Source organism: Rossellomorea sp. GQ25 (assembly GCF_059758515.1).
This window is the reverse complement of sequence record NZ_JCAXEQ010000002.1, coordinates 628,650-651,009: the sequence shown is the minus strand read 5'-3', so window position 1 is coordinate 651,009 and position 22,360 is coordinate 628,650. Positions and strand designations below refer to the sequence as shown.

Here is a 22,360-nt window from a genome sequence, read left to right as displayed (position 1 = left end):
CACTCCTTATAATTTACCAACTAGATCAAGGCTTGGTTTAAGGGTTTCAGAACCTTCCTGCCATTTAGCCGGGCAAACTTCGCCTGGGTTGTTGCGCACATATTGTGCCGCCTTGATTTTGCTTACTAGAATGTCTGCATCGCGGCCGATTCCGCCTGCATTGATTTCAACTGCCTGGATAACGCCATCCGGATCGATGATGAATGTTCCGCGGTCAGCAAGACCATCTTCTTCATTTAATACATCGAAACCGCGTGTGATGCGTTGTGACGGGTCACCGATCATTGCATATTTGATTTTACCGATTTTTTCAGAGCTGTCGTGCCAGCCTTTATGTGTAAAGTGAGTATCTGTAGAAACTGAATATACTTCTACGCCAAGCCCTTTAAGAGTTTCATAGTTATTTTGAAGGTCTTCAAGTTCTGTCGGGCATACGAATGTGAAGTCTGCAGGGTAGAAGCAGAAAATGCTCCATTGACCTTTCAGGCTTTCGTCTGTCACAGTGATGAACTCACCGTCTTTGAATGCTTCTGCTTTAAATGGTACGACTTGTGAACCGATTAATGACATAGTGTAAATTCCTCCTAGTAATGTGTGTGATTGAGAATCATTAATAGATTATAATAATTCTAATTCGATATTTATTATTATATATATACGTTTTTTTGTCAAGGGAAAAGATTGAGGTTCTGATAGAAAGGAAGGTGGAATTGAAGAAACGAGTGCTGGTCCTGTTTATAATGCTTTCCACCCTGCTTCCCGTCCATATCTATGCAGCGTCACCATTTGTGATAGGGGAAGGAGAAGCGGGTGGTTATCAGTACAGGATTATAAAAGGAGAAAATACGTTCACGTGGAAAATCGGTTATTAAGATCACCTGATGACAATCGACGAGAACCAGGAAAATCGAGATCATCTTTATAGGAGTGCAGACAGCATTAGAGGATGTGGAATATTATTACGGCATCATGACTCATTCATGAAAGCAGAATTTCTGAATTGAGATGGAACAATTGGCCGCAATGATGGCATGTGTAGCAGGGGTCAGAACATCATGAAGAAACGTTCACCCTGCTTTTGGTCTGAAATAGGATCCTATTGTTCAATTTTTCGGAAAAAGGAAGTGGATTGACGGGTTAAGTAGATGATTTTGACTAACCACACTTAAAAAATCATACTTTATCCCACGTTATGACCCAATTTTCGTTACTTATGATCCGGAATTAGGATTTATGACCCAGTTTCCATCAGTTATGATCCGAAATTTCGAGATATGAACCTTTTGTCGAAAAAACTCAGTTTTGTGAAGAGGTGCAGGATTAGTATGCAAACCGTCGAAATAGAGCATGAAGAGGAATTCTAAGCATAAAGCAAAAGAGGTGAAGATACATGTATTCTACAGAAACCCTGCCACAATGGTTTTGGCTTTTCTATTACTCTCTCATTTTATTAACGATTGCAGTAGCCGTACTTTCGATAAAAAAACAAAGGGATATATGGAGCGCGTTGGTCACCCTCTTTGTCACCCTTTCCATTCCGGTTGTCGGCTTTGTGAATGGAATTTATCGAGAGGAAAATCAGAATGAACTGGAGCAATGGCTGAGCCACCTGGGAAAAGGGGAGTTGTGGGCTTTATATATTCTGTTCGGTTATATATATGTGATCGTTTGGTGGGGGGGATTGATCCGGAAGAGGAAGGAAGCGGAAAGAGGAAGTAGACATGGGTAAGGTGTAATCCGGGCAAATTAGGGGGAATAAAATGACAAACATAATAAGGTTCAACCTGTTCCTGCTAGTTTTGTATTCAATAATTTTCTATTTTTTATCAGTCGATTGAAATTGTTTGGAAATTTAACACCTTTTATTAATCTATTTACAATCCTGATCCTACTCGGTTTGGGGATCTATTACCCCAGATTCAGTAAAGGTATTAGTGAGGAGAAGGTAAGTAGGATAAAATGGGTCTGGAAGACGTCGTTTTTGCTGCTGTTTGTTGGATTTCAAATGGTGATGCAAATGATTAATAGCAGTATTTTTTATGTCATTGTTATGATCACGATGGTGTTGATGGTGATGGATTTCTGGAGAATCAAGGGTCGTACCTAGAATTAAAGCTCAGGAATCAATCCCACAATCTTATTAAGTTTCAATGATTTTATCAGTTGCTTCTACTTTGATTTCTGAGAAGTTATAGCGGTTTTGATTGACTTTTTTTCAGTCATTACTTTCTTGTAAAATATAGGTTGGTCAAAGTGGGACAAGGTACCTTTCCCCTTGTGCCTTTTTTCATCTCATGAAATATTCCATGAGTTTCTTTCATCTAAGGGAGAATAAGCTACAAAAGCTGAAGATCAGGAAGGGGATCTTCAGCTTCTTTTCATATGAGTGTGCTTCCTAATTTTTAGGTGCGCCTGGAGGATAATAGTACGGTGGTACCTTTAGCCACCCTCTTTTTCGCATAGCTGTTTTCAGTTCCATACCAAGCACCATTTTTTCAGACTGAAATCGCGCCCACATGAGACTAATATCAGTACGAATGCTTTGGCTCATGTTTGTGGCACACATCACTACATTCGTGGCAATTTTAATGGAAATAAAGTTAGCGATTTCATCATCTGTCATTTTTGCCCCTAAGGGAATACTGTTGGGGTCAGATTTAGGTCTGGTTTCTGAAATTTGCGATAGGGGTATCCCTTCTTCAACCATGAATTGTCGAAGTATTTTCAATTGGTGTTCCCCAAGATTCTTTGATTTGTTAATGAGTTGGATTAATTCGTTGTCTGTCGTTGTATTTAATGAAGCTTCGAGGACAGGTACTTCTTCTGCCAAGGCAGTGAAATAGATCCAACAGCCCATCGCTTCACCGATATGTGGAGGTGCCTTTGGTTCCGTATCAAAGGTTGTTCGTAAGTAATCAAAAGCGGTTTCAAAGAGATTCTGCATTTATTTTCATCCTTTTTTTACTACCATTGTTCCCAAGTTTCATCCTTTTAATCTGTTGTACTTCATTTGAGGAAATGACCAGGGGAAAATTGTCTCGGTGCTTCGAAAGTAGCCACGGTACCTGTCCCCTTGGCACCATGGTTTACCAAATCACAAAATCGGCAACCCTTAGGACATATGTCCTTTCACAAAAATCAGTCCTCCTATTTAATAGAACAAAGAATAGGAGGATGAACGATGAAAGGTGCTTTATTTGCGCTGCTTGGGGGACTTTGTATCACCATGCAGGGGATATTCAATGCAAGGATGAGTGACGCGATCGGCGGGTGGCATACGACTTCGATGGTTCATCTTGTTGCCTTTACGATTGCGGTGACGATATATATGAAAGTAAGAGATGGAAAAGGAAAGAGCTTCAGGCAGGTGCCGTTCCTGTATTTGATCGGGGGATCGTTCGGTGTGATCGTGGTGTTCTCGGAACTGACGGCGATTCACATGATCGGCCCGGCATCGGCCATTGCGATCCTTCTCGTGGCACAGATCGGGACGGCATTCCTCATTGAATCACGGGGATGGTTCGGGGAAAAGAAGATCCCGGTTACACTGAGGCAGGCTGTCGGACTGACGATGATGCTTGCAGGGGTCATCCTTTTCCAATTGTAGAAGAAGGAGTCAAACGATGAGAGAAATACAATGCGCGGAACCAGACCATTATATAAAACAATACGAGCTGGATGAGTTATTTCCAGACCATTTCAGAAAGCATATCAAGATGTATTCTTTTGAAAAAAGGGATGTCTTATTTTCGACGGGGGAAGAGCTCACTGAACTGTACTTCCTCATGGAGGGGAAAATCAAGATCTTCACCCATACACCTGACGGGAAACTATTGATCAACCGGTTCAAGCGTCCCCTTGCTCTGATCGGGGATGTGGAATATGCGAAAGGCAGTGCGGTCATCAATTCGGTGGAAGCCGTCACGGACGGGATGTTCCTATCCGTGCCATTCACGGACCTGGCAAGGCTTGAAAAGGAGCATCCGGCCATCATCCGATTCTTGTTTGATACGGTGGCTCATAAGTTTTACACAGAATCCCATGCGACGAGCATGCACATGCTGTATCCCGTCGAAGTACGATTAGCGAGCTATTTGCTATCCATTTCAGAAGCGGGCGAAGGGACCATGTTCCATCAGGAAATGCATACGTCCAATCTCATGGAGCTCGCCGAATGGATCGGCACCAGCTACCGTCACCTGAACCGGGTACTAAAGAAGATGGCAACGGACGACCTCATCGAGCGGGTCAACGGTTCCATCACCATCAAAGATCTTGAAAAACTCAGCATCCTTGCGAAAGGAAACATCTATGAATAAGGAGGGTCTCAAATGATCGGAATCGGATTAGCCATCATCGCAGGAATTTTAATCAGTTTGCAAAATGTCTTCAATGCACGAGTCAGTGAAAAAACAGGCCCATGGGCAACGACGAGCCTGGTCCTCGGCCTTGGTCTTGTCTGTTCACTGCCGGTATTCTATACAATGGAAGATAAAAGTCTACTGGACTTCAGCGGGGTTAATCCCGTCTTTCTGTTCAGCGGGGTGTTCGGAGTCGGAATCGTGTTCTTCCTGATGAGGGGAGTCACGTTGATCGGACCGGCGTATGCGATCTCGATCGCGCTTATTTCTCAAATCACCATCGCATTTATCGTCAATACAGGTGGATGGTTCGGGTTTGAACCGTCTGCCCTTTCCTGGGAGAAGATGCTTGGGATTGGATTGTTGATTGGTGGGGTGTTGGTTTATAAGTTGGAGAAGCGGACGGATGAGAAAGAGGATGTTGTACGTGAACGTGAGAGAGTGGGGGCTTGATGGTTTCCGCTTAAAAAGTAGGTCTCTTCCTAGTGATTGCTGGGAGAGACCTTTTTTATTGGAGATAGGGGAGCTGCATGAGAAAGATTCAGATTCCTATGCCGCATTTTGAAAGAAAATACTGCTTTTGGATGGGAATCATGATGGTTTTTATCAAATAAGTTTGAAAAGTGTTCTGTTGTTGAGGTTTAGAGTCATTTCAAGGGTATATCTATTTTAAATAGGAGCCTCTTTCAGTTTTATGACCCGGTTTTCGCTCCTTATGATCCAAAATAACCATTTATGATCCGCTTTCGGCTATTTATGAACCGGAATTTTGATTTATGATCCCTTTTTTCATTTTATGATCCTTTTGTCGAAAAATCTTTGCACATCCAGGGGGAGCGAAAAGGATACTTTAACTGCTTTCATAGGCAGGAGAATCATGTGAAAAAACACGCCTCATCCCAACAGGGATGAGGCGTGTTAAGTTTATCTCAAATCGAACCGATCCGCATCCATCACTTTCACCCAAGCGGCAACAAAGTCACGGATAAATTTCTCTCGATTGTCATCTTGCGCATACACTTCTGCTAGAGCACGAAGCACAGAGTTGGAACCAAACACCAGGTCAAATCGTGAGGCCGTGCGCACCACTTCACCCGTCTTGCGGTCGCGGCCTTCATATTGATTGAAGCCGGCTGGTTTCCACTCGATGCCCATATCCAACAGGTTCACGAAGAAGTCGTTGGTCAATACACCGACGCGATCGGTGAAAACCCCATGATCCGTGCCACCGTGGTTGGCGCCAAGGACACGCATGCCTCCGAGGAGAACGGTCATTTCCGGCGCAGTCAGGCCGAGTAGCTGTGCTTTATCCACAAGCATTTCTTCCGGGCTGACAGCGTATTTCTGCTTCTGGTAGTTACGGAATCCGTCTGATACCGGCTCCAATACACCGAAGTTCTCAGCGTCAGTCTGTTCGGCTGATGCGTCACCGCGGCCAGGTGAGAATGGAACGGTTACATCGAAGCCTGCGTCTTTTGCGGCTTTTTCGATGGCTGCGTTTCCGCCTAAAACAATCAGATCTGCCAGGCTGACTTTTTTATCGAGCTTGCTTTGAAGGCCTTCGTAAACGCCAAGGACTTTCTCAAGCTGCTCCGGTTCGTTCGCTTCCCAGTCTTTCTGAGGAGCGAGGCGGATACGGGCACCGTTCGCGCCTCCGCGCATATCGGAACCACGGTACGTGCTGGCGGATGCCCATGCGGTTTTCACCAGTTCGCTCACGGTTAAGCCTGTGTTCATGATCTTTTCCTTCAAAGAAGCCACTTCGCTATCAGAAAGATCATAATCCACCGCAGGAACCGGATCCTGCCAGATCAGCTCTTCTTTCGGAACCTCTGGACCCCAGTATCTTGCTTTCGGACCCATGTCACGGTGTAGCAATTTGAACCAAGCACGGGAGAAGGCATCGGCAAACTCTTCCGGATTCTCATGGAAACGACGTGAAATTTTTTCATAATCCGGATCCATGCGTAGGGCCATATCAGCAGTCGTCATCATCGTCTTCACTTTGATGGATGGATCTTCGGCATCAGGTGCCATATGTTCTTCCGTCATGCCGACGGGTGCCCATTGGGATGCACCTGCCGCGCTCTTCGTTTTCTCCCACTCATAGCCGAACAGGAGGTCGAAGTAGCCGTTATCCCATTGGGTAGGATTCGTCGTCCAGGCACCATCGACACCACTTGAAATCGTGTCGCGGCCTTTCCCGCTTCCATATGAGCTGATCCAGCCAAACCCTTGATTTTCCATTTCCGCCGCTTCCGGATCGTCACCAACAAGAGAAGCGTCGCCAGCTCCATGGGCCTTCCCGAATGTGTGACCGCCTGCGATAAGGGCGACAGTTTCATAGTCATTCATCCCCATGCGTCCGAATGTGTCGCGGATATCACGGGCACTTCCCAGTGGATCTGGTTCACCATTCGGGCCTTCCGGATTGACGTAGATCAGACCCATCTGGACGGCAGCGAGTGGATTTTCAAGTTCACGGTCGCCTGAATAGCGGTTGTCAGCAAGCCATTCCTTCTCATTACCCCAATACACATCTTCCTCAGGATGCCAAATGTCTTCACGTCCTGCACCGAATCCGAATGTCTTCAAACCCATGGATTCAAGGGCAACGTTACCTGTCAACACAAGCAGGTCCGCCCAGGAAATCTTATTCCCATACTTTTGTTTGATCGGCCATAACAGACGGCGGGCTTTATCAAGATTGACGTTATCCGGCCAGCTGTTGAGCGGAGCAAAGCGCTGTGAACCTGATGAACCGCCTCCGCGTCCGTCCGTTTCCCGGTATGTACCTGCTGCGTGCCAAGACATCCGGATGAAGAATGGACCATAGTGACCATAGTCAGCCGGCCACCAGCCTTGACTGTCTGTCATCAGATTGTGAAGATCCTGCTTCAGGGCATCGTAATCCAGCTTCGAGAATTCTTCCTTATAATTGAAGTCTTCCCCCATTGGATTCGATTTCCTGTCGTGCTGGCGAAGGATGCCGAGGTTCAGCATGTTCGGCCACCAGTCTTTATTCGTCGTACCACCAGGAGCCGTCGTCGTTGTGATGGCGCTATCCTTATGATGGGTGACAGGGCACTGGCCCGATGCTGCTGTGTGTTCCTTTTGATCTGGGCGATTGTTGTTTTCCATTTACCATTCTCCTTTCAGATATGGGACACTTGGTCGAATAAACCATGACAATTTGCTAGAGGTAAAAAGTTAGACTATTATGATAATTCTTACTTATATTATAGTGGACCGGGAGTCTGATTCAAAGTGGGAAGTGTTGAATCGACTCTTTTTTAATAGGAATTGTATCAAGTAGAAGGCTCCTTATAGAATAAGAGTAAACCGACGGGGAATAACTTGAAATGAAACAGATCTCCAGGATAAGGGAATGAATCGGTTGACCGAAACTTGTCCCTGCATCCCTCTTCCATGATAAAATGTGTTGACAGAAATGAATGAAGGTTAGGGTGTATGTATATGAAAGTGTTGTTGGTGGAGGATGATCGGACGATTGCAGCTGGTTTGGAGTATTCGTTGCGCCAAGAGGAATATGAGACGATTCTTTGTTATGATGCGGAGTCTGCAAAAGCTATGATTGATGATCGGCTAGGGGAAATCGATTTATGTTTGTTTGATTTGTCGCTTCCTGATGGAAGTGGCTATGATTTGTGTGAGATGGTGAAGAAGCGGGACGATAAGCCGGTGATCTTTTTGACAGCGCTTGATGACGAAGTGAACGTCGTGATGGGGCTGGATATGGGAGCGGATGATTATATCACCAAACCGTTCCGGGTCCGTGAGCTGCTATCCCGTATCCGATCGGTGCTCCGGCGGTATCATAAACAGCCGGTACAGGCAAACGTGTGGATGGATATTGAGGATATCCGAATTAACACGTTGGAGGGCAAAGTGTATAAGAATGGTGACGAGGTATTATTGACCGCTTTGGAATATCGACTTCTCCTCATCTTTGCGAATCATGTCGGCCAGGTGCTGACGAGGGCTCAGCTCCTTGATCGGATTTGGGACGTGGCCGGTGATTTTGTCAATGATAACACGTTGACCGTTTATATCAAGAGGCTGCGTGAGAAGTTGGAGGACCATCCGCAGCGACCAACGATCATCAAGACCGTTCGCGGTATGGGATATAAGGCAGGTGATTGATATGTTGAGGAATCGGGAAGTTCAATGGCTTTTCATCAGCCTTTTATTCATTAGTCTTGCGGCATCGGGATTGGCAGGTTTTCTATTTTCGATTTGGGTTGCATTGTTTGTGCTGGGCACATCCGGCTTGCTCGCTGGATACAGCTTTTTCTTTACCAGATGGCGATATCGGGAAATTGAAAAGCTTTCGGGTTACTTGAGGAAGATCAGCAGCGGCAATGACAGCCTCGATGTTCGTGACAACCAAGAAGGAGAGCTCAGCATATTAAAGAATGACATCTATAAGGTGACCTTGATGCTGTCTGAGCATCGTTCATCTTTAGAGAAGGACAAACTCACTTTAACCAACGCCCTGTCTGATATCTCGCATCAGTTGAAGACACCTTTGACTTCGATGATGGTGATGGCCGATCTCTTAAGTGACAGCACATTGGAGGAATCCAAACGTGCCGAATTCACTCAACATATCCGGGTGCAATTGGAAAGAATCGAGTGGCTTGTCTCATCGCTTCTGAAACTATCCAAAATCGATGCAGGAACCATTTCGTTTAAGAAAGACAATGTGAGCGTCCGGGATCTGATTCAGCATGCCGTGCAGCCTATCTTGATTCCAATGGATATTAAAGACCAGACATTGAATGTGAGCGGGGACGATTCGGTCACTTTCTCAGGTGATCTGCGGTGGACGGCCGAAGCCCTCATCAATATTCTCAAAAATGCTGCGGAGCACACGGGAGACGGAGGGGTGATTTCCATTTCTTTTTTGGAGAATCCGCTCTATACCGAAATCACCATTGCGGATAATGGAGCCGGGATTCCAAAAGAAGATCTTCCATACATATTCAGGCGTTTTTACAAAGGCAAGAATGCAAGCGAAGACAGTGTCGGAATCGGTCTGGCGATGGCCTACAGCATCATCACCAGTCAGCAGGGGGATCTTGAGGTCCGATGTGAAAAAGGAAATGGCACCGAGTTTTCGATTAAATTTTATAAATAGGATTCAGTATAGGGTACTTATTCTTGCCCCCGTACCCCTAAAGTGAATAGATTGTCACTTTCTTAGTCACCTTAAAGTCATATTGGACAGATATACTGGGGTCTACATTAACATTATGGAGGTACCAAATGAATATTTTGCAAATCGAAAATCTGTCTAAAATATATGGCAAGGGGGAGACGGCGGTCAAGGCACTGGATGATGTCTCATTTTCTGTGCAGAAAGGAGAATTTGTCGCGATCATCGGTCCTTCCGGTTCGGGGAAATCTACCTTGCTTCACCTACTTGGAGGCGTCGACCGACCGACAAGCGGGAAAGTGCTAATCGATCAAACCGATATTTATCAATTGGATGAAACCCAGCTGGCCGTTTTCAGAAGAAGGCAGATCGGGTTGATCTATCAGTTCTACAATCTGATTCCGATCCTGACGGTGGAAGAGAACATCACCCTCCCCATGCTATTGGATCAGCATAATGTAGATCATAAGCAGTTGACTGATCTTGTGTCGACATTGGGCCTTCATGAAAGGCTGAACCATCTACCGAACCAATTATCCGGCGGACAGCAGCAGCGTGTATCCATCGGGAGAGCGCTTGTCAGTAATCCTGCCATCATTCTCGCGGACGAGCCGACAGGAAATCTCGACAGCAAGAACTCTACAGAAATCATCGATCTGTTAAAAATGTTCAACAAAACCTATAATCAGACATTGATCATCATTACCCATGATGAACGGATTGCGCTGCAGGCAGATCGTGTGATCGAAATCGCAGATGGAAGGATCGCAAAGGATGAGGTGATCCGCCCGTGAATATCATCAACAAACTGACGTTACGGCATCTGAAAGAAAACAAAAGAAGGACCCTTGTGACAATCACCGGGGTCATCATCTCGGTGTCGATGATCATGGCCGTTGCGACACTCGGCGTTTCATTCCTGGACATTATGAAAAGACAATCGATAGCCGACAATGGCGAGTGGCATGTCCAATATCAAAATGTCAGCCTCGATCAAATCGAAGCGATAGCGAATGACGAAGATACGGGAGACTTGCTCCTATCTAATGACTTGGGGTATGCAAAACTCGATGGGGCCAAGGTGGAAGACAAGCCTTACCTATTTATAAAAGAATATAATGAAGAAGGCTTGAAGCAGTTTCCGATCGAGTTGAGTAAAGGTCGCCTGCCTTCCGCTGAACAGGAAGTGGTCATTTCCGAGCAAATTGCAAATGATGCCGGTGTTCAGTACGAGATCGGGGACCAGATCAAACTGGATATCGGGAGCCGGATGATGGAGGGGGAAAGCAAGCCATTAGGACAGAATGACCCGCTCCAACGGGATGAAGAGGGCATTATGGAAAGGCTTGAAGTGAACTCCATGGAGACCTTCACTGTTACGGGCATCATAGAAAGTCCATCATGGGAACCGGCATGGTCTCCCGGTTATACGGTGCTCGGCTATATCGATAAGAGTTCCATGAATAAGTCGGATATGGTGGATGCGATTGTGGTGTTGGACAAAGTGAACTCATCCGTATTTGAGCATGCTGAGAAACTGGCAAAAGAGAATGGCATTGAGAAAGTAGCTTTCAACGATGAATTGCTGCGCTACTACGGTGTCACAGACAATGACAACCTCCGCTTCACCCTGTTTTCCTTACTCGGGATCATCATGGCAGTCATCATCATCGGTTCGGTATCGCTCATTTATAATGCATTTGCCATCAGTGTATCCGAACGTGCAAGACACTTAGGGATGCTTTCGAGTGTGGGTGCAACGAAGAAACAGAAGAGAAATTCCGTCTTTTTCGAAGGGATGGTCATCGGAGTCATCAGCATTCCGCTTGGTCTATTGGCAGGGGCCTTGGGGATCGGAGCTACCTTTTGGTTTATCAATACCTACATTGACGGGGCGTTGGGCATTTCGGAGATGCTTCAGGTCGTCGTCACACCGTCAACGGTTCTGGTTTCATGCCTGATTTCAAGCGTGACGATATTCATCTCCACGTATATGCCTGCACGAAAAGCCTCGAAGATTTCAGCGATCGATGCGATCCGGCAGACGCAGGATATCAAACTGACTGGTAAGACGGTCAAAACGTCCAAGCTCGTCAGGAAGCTGTTCGGGCTGGAAGCGGAAATCGGATTGAAGAATCTGAAACGGAACAAACGTCGTTACCATGCGACGATTTTTTCCCTGGTGATCAGTATCGTTCTCTTCTTATCGGTGTCTTTCTTTACTGATAACTTGAAGAAATCGGTGCTCATGTCCCAGGAAGGTACGAATTACGATATTTCCGTAACCGCCGATCAATCGGATACAGAGCAATTGGAAGACTTGGTTCATCTGGAAAATATTACAGCATACAGCATCCAAAAAAGCCTGAATCCAACTGTGCTTATTGACAAAGGCAAATTTCCTAAAGAATTGAAAGACATGATCAAAAGGGATAACATCTCCCTTGATGATGGGCGCTATCAATATTATGTTAATTTCCATGGATTGGATGATCAAAGCTTTAGAGACTTTGCCAAGAAAGCAGGTGCGGATCTTGAGATGTTCGACGATCCCGAGAAGCCAACAGCCATCGTCATTGATCAGATTTCCTATCAGGATCCGACGACGTCCAAGTTCATTGAGACCAAATCGATCGTAGCAGCGCCAGGCGACGTCCTTGATTTGATTTTCACGGACTATGCTACAGAGAAATCGAAACCTTTGGGATCGTTTACGATTGGGGCCCTGACAGATCAAGTGCCCATGGGGGTCCGTACTTCAATGATTGGCGGATTGGATGTCATCGTGCCGATGAAAACGATGGACTCCTTGATGGATGACCAGATCAAAAAGGAAGTCCGCAGCCAATTATATATGAATAGTACTGATCCGATGGAAACCCAGCAAGCCCTTGAAGAAGTGGTTCCATCCAATCTATATATCTACAATGTCTATCAAAATAGGCAGCAGGAAGAACAGCTCATCCTATTCCTGTCAGTCTTCACGTATGGGTTCATCGCACTGATTTCATTGATATCCATCGCGAACATCTTCAATACGATTTCAACGAGCATTACCTTGAGAAAACGGGAGTTCGCCATGCTGAAATCCGTTGGGATGACCCCGAAAGGATTTAATAAAATGATCAACTATGAAAGCATTTTTTACGGAGTCAAGGCCTTGCTGTACGGGCTGCCGATCAGTATCGGTGTCATGTATATGATCCACAGATCTGTCGGTGAGACCTTCGATTACGGGTTCGTGCTGCCGTGGATCGATATCCTATCTGTCATCGCGGCGATATTCATCATTGTCAGCTCGGCCATGCTATATTCAATCGGAAAGGTCAAGAAGCAGAATATCATTGAAGGATTGAAGCAAGAGAATATATAGAAGAGAAGGGATGGGCCTTTAGAGGCTCATCTTTTTTTTGTGATCCCTCCCCTTGCTTCGCTATATACTTATTTGTCTTCGTTTCTCTTCTTTATAAAAAAATAGGCAGATTCAACAAAAAAAAGAAAAAGAAGAAAAAAGAGCACGAATAATTCGGCCACTTCCATTACTCGAAAAGGACTGACAGCATTATACAATGCTTGCGAAACATCAAACCCTTGGAGAATATCGAGACTTAGAGAAAAAGCCATTAAACATCCCATCATTAAAAGGGAAATACCCATGATTTTCATGCTTATCACTCTCCTCCTACTAGGTTTTCTCTTTGGCCTTGTATCATACAGTAATATCTTTTGTTAATAATTACATAATAACCCCTGATATGGTTAAAGTAATAAAAAATAAAAGAAGGGTGCCTGAATATATGCCTTCGTTCTTTAAAGGTCGAAAACCAAAAAAGAACCAACAACCGGATGCTGAAAATCAAGCTACAGTTCACTCAGAAGAACATATACAAGATTCATTGTCAGTCAACCTTGACATCATTCGACAGAAAACAGGAAACAGTTCAGACATCGTCGTGCGTCAATTAAAAATGGGGAGAAACTCCGATATTAAAACAGCTATTGTCTATATCGAAGGAATAGTAGACAATCAATCGATTCAAGAGTTCTTACTGCAATCCATGATGAAAGACGATGATAAAGAAAAATTGATTCAGCACGATGCGTTAGATCTGATTTCTGAAGACATGATGACATTTGGTAACGTGTCATCCTTCAATACTTGGGATGACCTGTTTTTATCCTTAATGGCAGGTGATACCCTTGTCCTGGTGGATGGAATAGCTAAGGCTCTCAGTGCAAGCACGAAAGGTGGAGAAAAACGTCCCATTTCAGAATCTACCACTCAAATGGTGGTCCGTGGTCCCAAAGGGGCGTTTACAGAGTCGATTGGGACCAATACATCCATGGTACGTCGCATTATTAAGACCCCTGATTTATGGATGGAGTCCTTGAAGGTTGGTCGCGTAACCAAAACAGATGTGACGCTTATGTACATACACGGCATTGCCAATGATCAAGTTATTGAAGAAATTCGTCAGCGATTAAACAAGATTGACATTGATAGCATATTGGAATCAGGCTATATCGAACAATTAATTGAAGATCAAACAATGACTCCCTTCCCAACTATTTTCAACACCGAAAGACCCGATGTGGTGGCAGGGAATTTGTTTGAGGGAAGGATAGCTATTTTTGTCGATGGAACACCTTTTGTACTGATTGCACCTGCAGTGTTTATACAATTTTTCCAATCGGCTGAGGACTATTATATCCGTTTTGATATTGCGACATCGATTCGCCTTTTACGTATTTTGATGTTTATCATTTCTCTTATTGCCCCTGCTACCTTTGTGGCAGTCACAACCTTCCACCAAGAAATGGTGCCCACAACGCTCATTGTGGCCATTGCAGCACAGAGGGAAGCCGTTCCTTTTCCCGGATTCGTGGAAGCCCTTCTTATGGAAATAACGTTTGAAATCTTACGGGAAGCAGGGATTCGCCTGCCCAAAGCGATTGGTTCGGCGGTATCCATTGTCGGTGCACTTGTTATTGGACAAGCAGCCGTTCAAGCGAGCATTGTGTCACCGGCTATGGTCATTATCGTATCGATCACAGCGATTGCCAGTTTTGCCACTCCTTCCTTTGATATGGCCATTTCAGCCCGTTTACTTCGGTTTTTGTTTATGATCGGTGCAGCAATATTTGGTTTCTACGGAATCATTTTGATCCTTCTGATGATGGTCGTCCATCTATGCAGCTTGCGTTCATTTGGTGTGCCCTATATGGCCCCATTTGCTCCCTTTATACCCGTAGATAATGGAGATACATTTATAAGATTACCATGGTGGACACTAAGACAAAGACCACGCTTAATTAGTGCAAATACCGTTCGAGAAGGGAAGAATCAGCGTCCTCAACCTCCTGCATCTCGTGGTATGGTCAATCGGGATCTTAAAGAAGGTGACAACAATGAAGTATAAGCTGGTTTTCCTTATTTTATTGATGACAATGACCGTCTTGCTTTCCGGTTGTTGGAGCAAAAAAGAGTTAACGGATCTTGCTATCGTGGCAGCCATGGGAGTAGATAAAACGGAAGATGGAAAATATGCCATAACACTTCAAATTATTAATCCTGGGAACGTGGCTGGAGGCATGCGTGGAGGTGGTGGTGGTACTCAAAGCCCACCTGTTACGATCTATTCGGCTACTGGTACTAATTTAGTAGAAGCAAGTAGGAGTGCATCTAGCAAAATTTCCCGAAGATTATATTATGCTCATACCAACCTGGTGGTCGTTGGTGAGAACCTAGCAAAAGAAGAAGGATTGGCTACTTTAATCGATGCAATCGATCGAGATCATGAATTTCGAATCACTACAACCATGGTGATTACGCATCAATCAACTGCAGAAGAACTCGTGAAAACATTAACACCCGTTGATAAGATTCCAGCGAATAAGGTGCTGAAAACATTAGAATTTTCCCAAAAGAAATGGGGAGAGAGTATTAAGACGTCGGTCCAAGATGTGATGAAAGGCCTGCAATCCCCTAATGAGGTAACCGTGGTATCAGGATTCCGTCTTATAGGAAATCCCAAGCATGCCAGCCAGTTAGAGAACATTCAAGAAAGTGAGCCCGAATCTACCCTTCAAGCCAGTGGAATCGCCGTTTTAAAAGAAGGAAAGTTAGTCGATTGGTGGTATGGCAGAGCAGCTAGAGGAACGGTATGGATCCTGGATAAAATCCAAGGAACAACCATCAACATAGATTGGAAAGGAAAAAAAGAAGCTATCGCATATCAAACTGTCCGTCAAAAAACAAAAGTGTCTGCAGAAGTGAAGAAAGGTCAACCCTATATCTCTATCCATACACGCGTAGAAGGAAGCATAGGGGAAATGAATGTACCTGTAGATATCACAGATGTAAAGGTTATTACAAAGATGGAAAAAGAATTGGAGAAAGAGATTAAAAAAGAAATTAAAAAAGCGATTGAACAGGCTCAAACAAATAAAGCAGATATTTTTGGATTTGGAGAAGCCATCCGGCGTTCCAGACCAATTGACTGGAAAAGACTAAAACCGATGTGGAACGATGTGTACTTTCCAGAATTAAAGGTGGATATTACGGTGGAAGCCTACATCCGTCGTGCCGGCTTACGAAATAAATCGTTTCTTTCAAGTATAGAAGAAAAACAAAAGTGAGGAAAAGGAGGCACCAGTGGAGTGGAGAAAGCAAAAATCAGTGCCAGTCAGCTCTTTATCTTAATGGTTCTGTTTGAACTGGGGAGTGCTTTACTAGTACCTCTTGCGATAGACGTAAAACAGGACGCCTGGTTAGCTATTCTGCTAGGAATGGCATTCAGTTTCGTTCTTTTAATAGTCTATCATAAACTTTATTGGTATTATCCCGATCTTTTGCCTACAGAGTATATGCAAAAGATTCTAGGTAAAGTGATAGGAACCGTACTTGCCTTTCTCTATCTTTTTTACTTTATGTATGATGCCTCCAGGGTTCTTCGTGATTTTGGTGAAATGCTGTTAACCTTTGCCTATCCGGAAACTCCTTTATTCATCGCGAATGCACTGTTAATGCTGGTCATTATTTATACGGTTCGAAAAGGAATTGAGGTCATCGCCCGATCAGGAGAACTGCTTTTTATGCTTATGTTTATGCTTTCGGTCGTTGGGTTTATATTGATTGTATGTTCTGGTTTAATCGATTTTACCAACTTACAACCGGTACTTGAAGAAGGGATTGTACCTGTCCTAAAAGTGGTTTTTACTCAAACCTTATATTTCCCGTTTACAGAAGCCATTGTATTTACGATGATTTTGCCGTATTTGAATAATCCCAAGAAGGTAAAGATGACCATGATATGTGCAACGGGATTAAGTGGAATCAATTTGATTATTACGATGCTCGTTAATATTAGTGTGCTTGGTGTGGGTCTGACTGCACGTTCCCAATTTCCCCTTCTTAGTACGGTTCAGACCATCCAAGTAGCAGATTTTTTAGAACGCCTGGATGTGTTTTTTATGCTTGCCTTAGTGATTGGTATTTTTTTTAAGATAAGCGTGTTGTTTTATGCAGCTGTCATAGGAACTGCTAGCTTATTTAAGATTAAAACCCCTTCACGACTGTCTTATCCTTTGGGCCTAATCGTTCTATTTATGTCTATGACGATTGCGAGCAATTTTCAAGAACATATCCATGAAGGATTAAAGATAGCCATGTTTGTCTTACATTTGCCTCTCTTCGTGATCATTCCTATCCTCCTTCTTCTTGTTGCGTTCTTGAAAAATAGAAAAAAGAAATGAACATTTTGAGGGTGAAGGGGAGTGGAGGGAAGGTGAAAATGATTGATTGCGCCCCACAATATAATGATTCAAATGTGGAAAGTAGTCGGAAAAACTGTCTCCAAAAGGATTACCTTTTGAGACAGCCTCTTTTTTTCTACGGAATTTCTAAAATACAGGGAATGTCCTTTTTTTGAGCCAGGGAGCTAGCTATTATTAGATAATCTTTTTACTGGATTCCATGTCTCTTTCAACTTCATCTTCAGTCAAATTTCGAATCCCGAAATTGTTCGAGTATGGTGCCAAGAAGCCATATAAGAGGGAGAAGACAAACCCGCCAAGGTTGAAAATTGCCCAAGGTAAGAATTCGAAGTTGCTCACTCCAAGGGTGGTGGCCATGAAGACACCTGAAACCGTCCATGGCATCAATGCTTCTGTGATGGTAACGGAATCTTCCATGCTTCTCGATAGATTAACTGGATGCAGTTTTTTCTTCTTGTACACATCTCCGAAGATATCTTTGATTAAAAAGTATGTCACCAAGGCATTGGACGTACAGTTGATTACGGCAAAGCCAGTGACAAGTGACGCAAAAATGACACTGCCTATTGACTTTAGATAAGAGATGATTTTTTCAAGGACGACATTCAGAGCCTGTGAAACCTCGATGGCTGCTGCAAAGAAAAAGGCACAAAACACAAAGAAAGTGGCATTATACATTGAATACAGGCCGCCGCGATTCAGGAGACCCTGCATCGCTTCTGAAATGACAGTTGAATCAATACCCGGGTTTGATTCCGTCACCATCTCAACATTGAATCCTTCAACAGCAGCAGTGAACAGCTGAGCAACTGTAGCTTGTTGGAAAAAGAACGCGATGACCATTGCCGTCAAGGCAGAGCTGAACAAGACGATCAGCGGGCTTTTCTTCATCAGGGAGCCGGCAATGACGATGACAGCAGGCAAGAGGACAAGGATATTCAAGTTGAAGAGTTGATCGATCCCTAAAAGCATTTCTTTGATGTTACTAAGTTGACCCGGCGTCGATTCAATGCTTAGACCGGCAAAATAAAAGACTAGGGTGGCGATGATGGATGAAGGGATTGATGTATACATCATATGCTGTATATGTTCGTACAAGTTGGAACCAGCGGCTAACGAGCTCATATTTGTCGTATCGGATAGCGGTGAAAGTTTGTCCCCGAAATAAGCGCCGGAAACGACGGCACCAGCAGTTATCGCAAGTGAGACGTCCATTGTTTGGGCAATACTCATCAAGGCGACCCCGATCGTACCAGCAGATCCCCAGGATGTCCCAACACATGTAGATACTATGGCGGTAACGATGAAAGCTAATACATAGAGATAACCAGGATGGATGATTTCAAGACCATAATAGACGAAAAATGGTATTGTACCCGATAACATCCAAGTACCGATGATCAGTCCGATGCTAAATAGAATCAGGATAGCGGGCAGTGCTGTTTTGATTTTTTCCCCCATGACGGTAAGGATCTTTTCCCACTTATGCCCACACCAAATAGCGTATATGGAAAACACGACGCCTGCAAATATCAACATCAGCTCAGCTTGATATTTCAGAATTCCAATTCCTCCAATGAAAATGACAAGGGCTATCATGATTGGAATCATGGCCATGCCAACGGATGGACGTCTAATACCCTCTTTACTCATTATGAATCATCTCCTCGATATTTAAGATTTGGTAAGAGATATTGATTGGAATGCGTTTTCTAAATCACTGATCAGGGAATTAGGGCTTTCAAGACCGATAGAAAAACGAACCAAGCCTGTGCTGATCCCTGCTTTTTTAAGTTCATCTGCGTTGTGTGGTTTTATTGGTGAGTTGACTAAGCTCTCATAGCCACCCCAACTTACTCCAATTTTGAATAACGTCAATGAATTAATGAATGCAGCGACGTTTTCAAACCCTCCTTCCTTGAGTTCAATGCTAAGAACGCCTGAATAACCTTTCATTTGCTTTTTCATATAAGGGTACTCTTCCGCTTTAAGAAGACTTGGATGATAAATCTTAGCAATTTCCTCTTTCGTTTTTAAATAATCTATCACCATCAAAGCATTTTGCTGATGCTGCTGCATCCGAATGGGCAATGTTCTTAATCCTCGAATGATGAGAGAGGCATCGTGAGGAGAAAGGGTTGATCCATTCAGCTGAAAGCCGAATTCAAAGATCCGATCAACAAGGGCATGACTCCCGATGACAGCTCCGCCGGTTACATCACTATGTCCACCGATATACTTCGTCAAAGAATGGATGGAAAGATCAAATCCATGGGTCAACGGTTTTTGGAAAAGGGGGGTCGACCATGTATTATCGATAACTGTATAGATGCCGTACTTTTTCGCAAGCGCAGAGATGCTCTCCAAGTGAATGACATTCATATTCATTGTTCCAGGGCTTTCCACGTAAATGACCCTTGTGTTTGGTTGAATGTGTGACTCGACATCGTCAAACGTAGTGGTATGTGAAATGTTGAATTTATTGAAAAAAGCGAGAAGCTGTTTTGTCGGTCCATAAATGTCATTTACGAAAAGCACATGATCCCCACTCTTCAGGAGCGAAAAGAAGACGGAACTAATTGCACCCATCCCTGATCCAAAGCACTTACACTTTTCTCCGCGCTCAAGTTTAGCTAGTTTCATTTCTAAAAGTTCGGTTGTCGGATTCACACCGCGTGTATAAACATAGTTCTCCCTTTCTTTCGTTTGTGCTTGTGAAAACGCTTCAAAATTTTCGAACGCAAAAAGACTGGTCTGATAAATCGGAGGAGATACCGCTCCTTTATGTTCAGAAGGGTGATCGCCATATTGCGTACAAATTTGAGTATCGTAGTTATCCATTTTGCCATCTGCCTTTCCTCTGTTGACTCTATTTGCTATTATATTATCATACTGTCAACCTGTATGAAAGGTTAGATTATTCAGAATATAAAATAAGTCCATTTTCTTATCAAACCTATCAATAGTATAATGAGAAAAATAGGTTATTCGTTGGGGTGAAGGAATGAAAGCTATAAAGAAAAAACGCTTATCAGAAATAGGAGCAGATGAAATAAAGAAATATATAGAGGATGAAGGATTAAAATACGGGGACCGCCTGCCTTCCGTGGCTGAGCTTGTAGACATTTTGCAAATCGGCCGGTCTTCCTTGAGGGAAGCACTGCAACTCCTTGAATCACAAGGGGTCATCGAGGTATTGAATGGAAAAGGGACGTTCATCAGGGAGAGTAAACCATTTCAAATCCAAATGGCTTTCGAAGTAGAAGATAAAAAGAATTTTCTCCTTGAAACACTGGAGGTAAGGGAGGCACTCGAGAAAAAGGCAGTCGAACTGGCGGTGAAGGCAGCGAATGATGAAGATGTGGAGGAAATGACTTATCACCTTCAGCAATATGTCCATTTTCTCCAAACGGGGCAACGACAGCTTGCAAACCAAGCCGATGCACGTTTCCATCAGGCCATTTACACAGCTTCAAAAAACATAATGCTTGAAAGCATCATCGACTCCGTTTGGGATGCATTTCACGAGTTCTGGAATGAGCCTTTTGGCATCGATGACATCTTTGATCAGAGCTACCCCTACCATGAAAAGCTGCTTCAGGCGATTCGTGAACGGAATTCTAAATCAGCTCTAGAGGCCTTTGATGAGATCATTCTGTCTGTGAAACAGTCCATTTATAATATTAACTGATGGGAGAAACTTGATTTAGGACGGGTTTTACTTTATGTTTCAAACATTATAGTTCAAGAGCAGTGATGAAAGGTTCAATATGACTTTGAAAAAGGAGCCCATCCTTCATAACGTGAACATTTTATATGATGACTCAATGTGTTTGAGATAAACGATTCCGAAGCCGGGGGAAGTGTCCAATATCAAAGCCGCTTGAATTAGTGCGGCTTTCGAATTTTTCAAGCTGTCCAGGTGCAACTGTTATCTGAAACTCTTTTGGTCATTTCCTTGGGGTATTGACGCTAGGGAGATGCAAGAGGCGGTGACGGTTCCCTGGTATAACTATTTTATGGTGTGACATTACTTGAAATTATAACCAATAAAAGAAGGAAATAAGACGAAGTTGTCAAATCTATTCAAAAGCACGATATAACTTAGGAGGTCATTCCATTTGAGTATCCCTTTCGAAGTGAAAAGAAACTTTCAGGTTTCCAAAGAAAAAGCATATGCGAGTCTATTAGACCTTGATTCTGCCAAACACTGGATGCAAGGATTAGTGGAAATAGAGAGAATGGACGAAGGGCCACTCCGTGAAGGCAGTCAGTGGAAAGAAACGAGAAAAATGTTCGGCAAAGAGGCTTCGGAACATTTTGAGGTAGTAGAGCTTAAAGAACCGGATAAGATAGTTCTGCGATGCGACGGAACGAAGGGAACGACAGGCAAAGGTGAATTTGTATTTACCTATTTACTTGCTTCATCAGGTGATCAAACAGAAGTTACGTTACTTGGTGAAATCAGAGGACTGACCGGCCTGTCAAAATGGTTCGGCAAATTGATGGTAGGCACATTTAAGAAGGCTTGCAAAAAGGATTTGGATTCCTTGAGAGATTATCTGGAAAAAACCAAAGTGGCAAGCTCCTGAATCTACGAACGTCCCAGTAAATCGACAGACAGGAGAATCATTCATGAAACACGAATGGAGAAGAAAAGAGAAGAATTTATATCTGCCGGAACAAACACCTGAAGTGGTCACTGTCCCAAAGCAGAAGTTTTTCATGATCAAGGGAAAAGGAAATCCAAATAGTGACGAGTTCTCGGAAAAAATCAATGCCTTGTATTCATTGTCATACGGTGTCCGGATGATGCCAAAGCAGGGTTACACCCCTGAAACGAGATCCAAGTCCCAACCCGCCACAAACATACTTCTTCCAGTAGGGAGGGGACGGTCTAATTGACGAGACCTATTAGAAGAACTATCATTTGTTGAGAGATGATTCGGAAGTTTTATGATGACAGTTCCAATCAGAAATGGTATAATTTTTAGCATAAAAATATCTTGTTGTAAATTTTATTCCTTTCATACAAAAGTGAGTG

The 22,360-nt window shown here is 43.7% G+C and carries 21 protein-coding genes; 15 read left to right on the top strand and 6 right to left on the bottom strand.

Annotation, left to right across the window (positions count from 1 at the left end):
- Positions 1 to 6: 6 nt before the first annotated feature.
- Positions 7 to 570, bottom strand: a complete 564-nt coding sequence (ahpC, locus tag AC6CIB_RS09005) for an alkyl hydroperoxide reductase subunit C (RefSeq protein ID WP_498279811.1) — start codon at positions 568 to 570, stop codon at positions 7 to 9.
- Positions 571 to 710: 140 nt separating this feature from the next.
- On the opposite strand from ahpC, the gene AC6CIB_RS09000 reads away from it, so the two are divergent.
- Positions 711 to 872 carry a hypothetical protein gene (locus AC6CIB_RS09000; protein ID WP_498279809.1) on the top strand — a complete coding sequence of 54 codons (162 nt, stop codon included), beginning with the start codon at positions 711 to 713 and terminating at the stop codon, positions 870 to 872.
- A 518-nt stretch (positions 873 to 1,390) separates the two neighbouring features.
- Complete coding sequence (locus AC6CIB_RS08995; RefSeq protein ID WP_498279807.1) at positions 1,391 to 1,729, top strand: hypothetical protein; 339 nt, start codon at positions 1,391 to 1,393, stop codon at positions 1,727 to 1,729.
- A 666-nt stretch (positions 1,730 to 2,395) separates the two neighbouring features.
- On the opposite strand, the gene AC6CIB_RS08990 is transcribed toward AC6CIB_RS08995, so the two are convergent.
- A complete protein-coding gene (locus tag AC6CIB_RS08990) occupies positions 2,396 to 2,944 on the bottom strand; it encodes a DUF3231 family protein (protein ID WP_498279805.1) in 549 nt (182 codons plus the stop codon).
- Between the two features lie 237 nt (positions 2,945 to 3,181).
- Here AC6CIB_RS08990 and AC6CIB_RS08985 point away from each other — a divergent pair, with 237 nt between their 5' ends.
- Genes AC6CIB_RS08985 through AC6CIB_RS08975 form a run of 3 tightly spaced genes read left to right on the top strand, consistent with a single transcriptional unit; the run spans position 3,182 to position 4,814 of the window.
- Positions 3,182 to 3,607, top strand: coding sequence for a DMT family transporter (locus AC6CIB_RS08985; protein WP_498279803.1), 426 nt, complete (start codon positions 3,182 to 3,184; stop codon positions 3,605 to 3,607).
- Positions 3,608 to 3,623: 16 nt separating this feature from the next.
- Positions 3,624 to 4,319, top strand: a complete 696-nt coding sequence (locus AC6CIB_RS08980; RefSeq protein ID WP_498279801.1) for a Crp/Fnr family transcriptional regulator — start codon at positions 3,624 to 3,626, stop codon at positions 4,317 to 4,319.
- A gap of 12 nt (positions 4,320 to 4,331) precedes the next feature.
- Positions 4,332 to 4,814 carry a DMT family transporter gene (locus tag AC6CIB_RS08975; RefSeq protein ID WP_498279799.1) on the top strand — a complete coding sequence of 161 codons (483 nt, stop codon included), beginning with the start codon at positions 4,332 to 4,334 and terminating at the stop codon, positions 4,812 to 4,814.
- A 471-nt stretch (positions 4,815 to 5,285) separates the two neighbouring features.
- On the opposite strand, the gene katG is transcribed toward AC6CIB_RS08975, so the two are convergent.
- Positions 5,286 to 7,502, bottom strand: a complete 2,217-nt coding sequence (gene katG / locus AC6CIB_RS08970) for a catalase/peroxidase HPI (RefSeq protein ID WP_498279797.1) — start codon at positions 7,500 to 7,502, stop codon at positions 5,286 to 5,288.
- Positions 7,503 to 7,838: 336 nt separating this feature from the next.
- On the opposite strand from katG, the gene AC6CIB_RS08965 reads away from it, so the two are divergent.
- From AC6CIB_RS08965 to AC6CIB_RS08950, 4 genes are all read left to right on the top strand, one after another.
- A complete protein-coding gene (locus tag AC6CIB_RS08965) occupies positions 7,839 to 8,525 on the top strand; it encodes a response regulator transcription factor (protein ID WP_498279795.1) in 687 nt (228 codons plus the stop codon).
- Position 8,526: 1 nt separating this feature from the next.
- Positions 8,527 to 9,522, top strand: coding sequence for a sensor histidine kinase (locus AC6CIB_RS08960; RefSeq protein WP_498279793.1), 996 nt, complete (start codon positions 8,527 to 8,529; stop codon positions 9,520 to 9,522).
- A 128-nt stretch (positions 9,523 to 9,650) separates the two neighbouring features.
- A complete protein-coding gene (locus AC6CIB_RS08955) occupies positions 9,651 to 10,334 on the top strand; it encodes an ABC transporter ATP-binding protein (protein ID WP_498279791.1) in 684 nt (227 codons plus the stop codon).
- Positions 10,331 to 12,913: an ABC transporter permease gene (locus AC6CIB_RS08950; RefSeq protein WP_498279789.1), complete on the top strand. Its 2,583-nt coding sequence runs from the start codon at positions 10,331 to 10,333 to the stop codon at positions 12,911 to 12,913. Before AC6CIB_RS08955 ends, AC6CIB_RS08950 begins: the two co-directional genes overlap by 4 nt.
- Before the next feature lie 68 nt (positions 12,914 to 12,981).
- On the opposite strand, the gene AC6CIB_RS08945 is transcribed toward AC6CIB_RS08950, so the two are convergent.
- Complete coding sequence (locus tag AC6CIB_RS08945) at positions 12,982 to 13,206, bottom strand: YczF family membrane protein (RefSeq protein WP_498279787.1); 225 nt, start codon at positions 13,204 to 13,206, stop codon at positions 12,982 to 12,984.
- Positions 13,207 to 13,337: 131 nt separating this feature from the next.
- Here AC6CIB_RS08945 and AC6CIB_RS08940 point away from each other — a divergent pair, with 131 nt between their 5' ends.
- From AC6CIB_RS08940 to AC6CIB_RS08930, 3 genes are read left to right on the top strand one after another with little or no spacing between them, the layout of a single operon-like run.
- Complete coding sequence (locus AC6CIB_RS08940) at positions 13,338 to 14,960, top strand: spore germination protein (protein ID WP_498279785.1); 1,623 nt, start codon at positions 13,338 to 13,340, stop codon at positions 14,958 to 14,960.
- Entirely contained in the window at positions 14,950 to 16,179 is a 1,230-nt protein-coding gene (locus AC6CIB_RS08935; RefSeq protein ID WP_498279783.1) for a Ger(x)C family spore germination protein, read from the top strand. Before AC6CIB_RS08940 ends, AC6CIB_RS08935 begins: the two co-directional genes overlap by 11 nt.
- A gap of 21 nt (positions 16,180 to 16,200) precedes the next feature.
- Entirely contained in the window at positions 16,201 to 17,295 is a 1,095-nt protein-coding gene (locus AC6CIB_RS08930) for a GerAB/ArcD/ProY family transporter (protein WP_498279781.1), read from the top strand.
- A gap of 195 nt (positions 17,296 to 17,490) precedes the next feature.
- On the opposite strand, the gene nhaC is transcribed toward AC6CIB_RS08930, so the two are convergent.
- Together nhaC and AC6CIB_RS08920 are read right to left on the bottom strand one after the other, a co-directional pair.
- Complete coding sequence (gene nhaC / locus AC6CIB_RS08925) at positions 17,491 to 18,969, bottom strand: Na+/H+ antiporter NhaC (protein ID WP_498279779.1); 1,479 nt, start codon at positions 18,967 to 18,969, stop codon at positions 17,491 to 17,493.
- Between the two features lie 21 nt (positions 18,970 to 18,990).
- Entirely contained in the window at positions 18,991 to 20,157 is a 1,167-nt protein-coding gene (locus tag AC6CIB_RS08920; RefSeq protein ID WP_498279777.1) for a trans-sulfuration enzyme family protein, read from the bottom strand.
- A 163-nt stretch (positions 20,158 to 20,320) separates the two neighbouring features.
- Here AC6CIB_RS08920 and AC6CIB_RS08915 point away from each other — a divergent pair, with 163 nt between their 5' ends.
- The 3 genes from AC6CIB_RS08915 to AC6CIB_RS08905 all read left to right on the top strand — a co-directional run bounded on the left by AC6CIB_RS08915 (position 20,321) and on the right by AC6CIB_RS08905 (position 22,221).
- On the top strand, positions 20,321 to 21,007 hold the full coding sequence (locus tag AC6CIB_RS08915; RefSeq protein ID WP_498279775.1) for a FadR/GntR family transcriptional regulator: 687 nt from the start codon (positions 20,321 to 20,323) through the stop codon (positions 21,005 to 21,007).
- Between the two features lie 430 nt (positions 21,008 to 21,437).
- The gene (locus AC6CIB_RS08910; protein ID WP_498279773.1) at positions 21,438 to 21,908 is read left to right on the top strand and encodes an SRPBCC family protein; all 471 of its coding nucleotides are present in this window, start codon (positions 21,438 to 21,440) and stop codon (positions 21,906 to 21,908) included.
- Positions 21,909 to 21,951: 43 nt separating this feature from the next.
- Positions 21,952 to 22,221 carry a hypothetical protein gene (locus AC6CIB_RS08905; protein WP_498279771.1) on the top strand — a complete coding sequence of 90 codons (270 nt, stop codon included), beginning with the start codon at positions 21,952 to 21,954 and terminating at the stop codon, positions 22,219 to 22,221.
- Positions 22,222 to 22,360: the final 139 nt, after the last annotated feature.

Coding starts and splice junctions, on each gene's coding strand:
- AC6CIB_RS08945 (WP_498279787.1), bottom strand. CDS start 13,206: ATGAAAATCATGGGTATTTCCCTTTTAATGATGGGATGTTTAATGGCT.
- AC6CIB_RS08955 (WP_498279791.1), top strand. CDS start 9,651: ATGAATATTTTGCAAATCGAAAATCTGTCTAAAATATATGGCAAGGGG.
- AC6CIB_RS08990 (WP_498279805.1), bottom strand. CDS start 2,944: ATGCAGAATCTCTTTGAAACCGCTTTTGATTACTTACGAACAACCTTT.
- katG (WP_498279797.1), bottom strand. CDS start 7,502: ATGGAAAACAACAATCGCCCAGATCAAAAGGAACACACAGCAGCATCG.
- AC6CIB_RS08940 (WP_498279785.1), top strand. CDS start 13,338: ATGCCTTCGTTCTTTAAAGGTCGAAAACCAAAAAAGAACCAACAACCG.
- AC6CIB_RS08985 (WP_498279803.1), top strand. CDS start 3,182: ATGAAAGGTGCTTTATTTGCGCTGCTTGGGGGACTTTGTATCACCATG.
- AC6CIB_RS08980 (WP_498279801.1), top strand. CDS start 3,624: ATGAGAGAAATACAATGCGCGGAACCAGACCATTATATAAAACAATAC.
- ahpC (WP_498279811.1), bottom strand. CDS start 570: ATGTCATTAATCGGTTCACAAGTCGTACCATTTAAAGCAGAAGCATTC.
- AC6CIB_RS08935 (WP_498279783.1), top strand. CDS start 14,950: ATGAAGTATAAGCTGGTTTTCCTTATTTTATTGATGACAATGACCGTC.
- AC6CIB_RS08905 (WP_498279771.1), top strand. CDS start 21,952: ATGAAACACGAATGGAGAAGAAAAGAGAAGAATTTATATCTGCCGGAA.
- AC6CIB_RS08965 (WP_498279795.1), top strand. CDS start 7,839: ATGAAAGTGTTGTTGGTGGAGGATGATCGGACGATTGCAGCTGGTTTG.
- AC6CIB_RS08915 (WP_498279775.1), top strand. CDS start 20,321: ATGAAAGCTATAAAGAAAAAACGCTTATCAGAAATAGGAGCAGATGAA.
- AC6CIB_RS08995 (WP_498279807.1), top strand. CDS start 1,391: ATGTATTCTACAGAAACCCTGCCACAATGGTTTTGGCTTTTCTATTAC.
- AC6CIB_RS08960 (WP_498279793.1), top strand. CDS start 8,527: ATGTTGAGGAATCGGGAAGTTCAATGGCTTTTCATCAGCCTTTTATTC.
- AC6CIB_RS08920 (WP_498279777.1), bottom strand. CDS start 20,157: ATGGATAACTACGATACTCAAATTTGTACGCAATATGGCGATCACCCT.
- AC6CIB_RS08975 (WP_498279799.1), top strand. CDS start 4,332: ATGATCGGAATCGGATTAGCCATCATCGCAGGAATTTTAATCAGTTTG.
- nhaC (WP_498279779.1), bottom strand. CDS start 18,969: ATGAGTAAAGAGGGTATTAGACGTCCATCCGTTGGCATGGCCATGATT.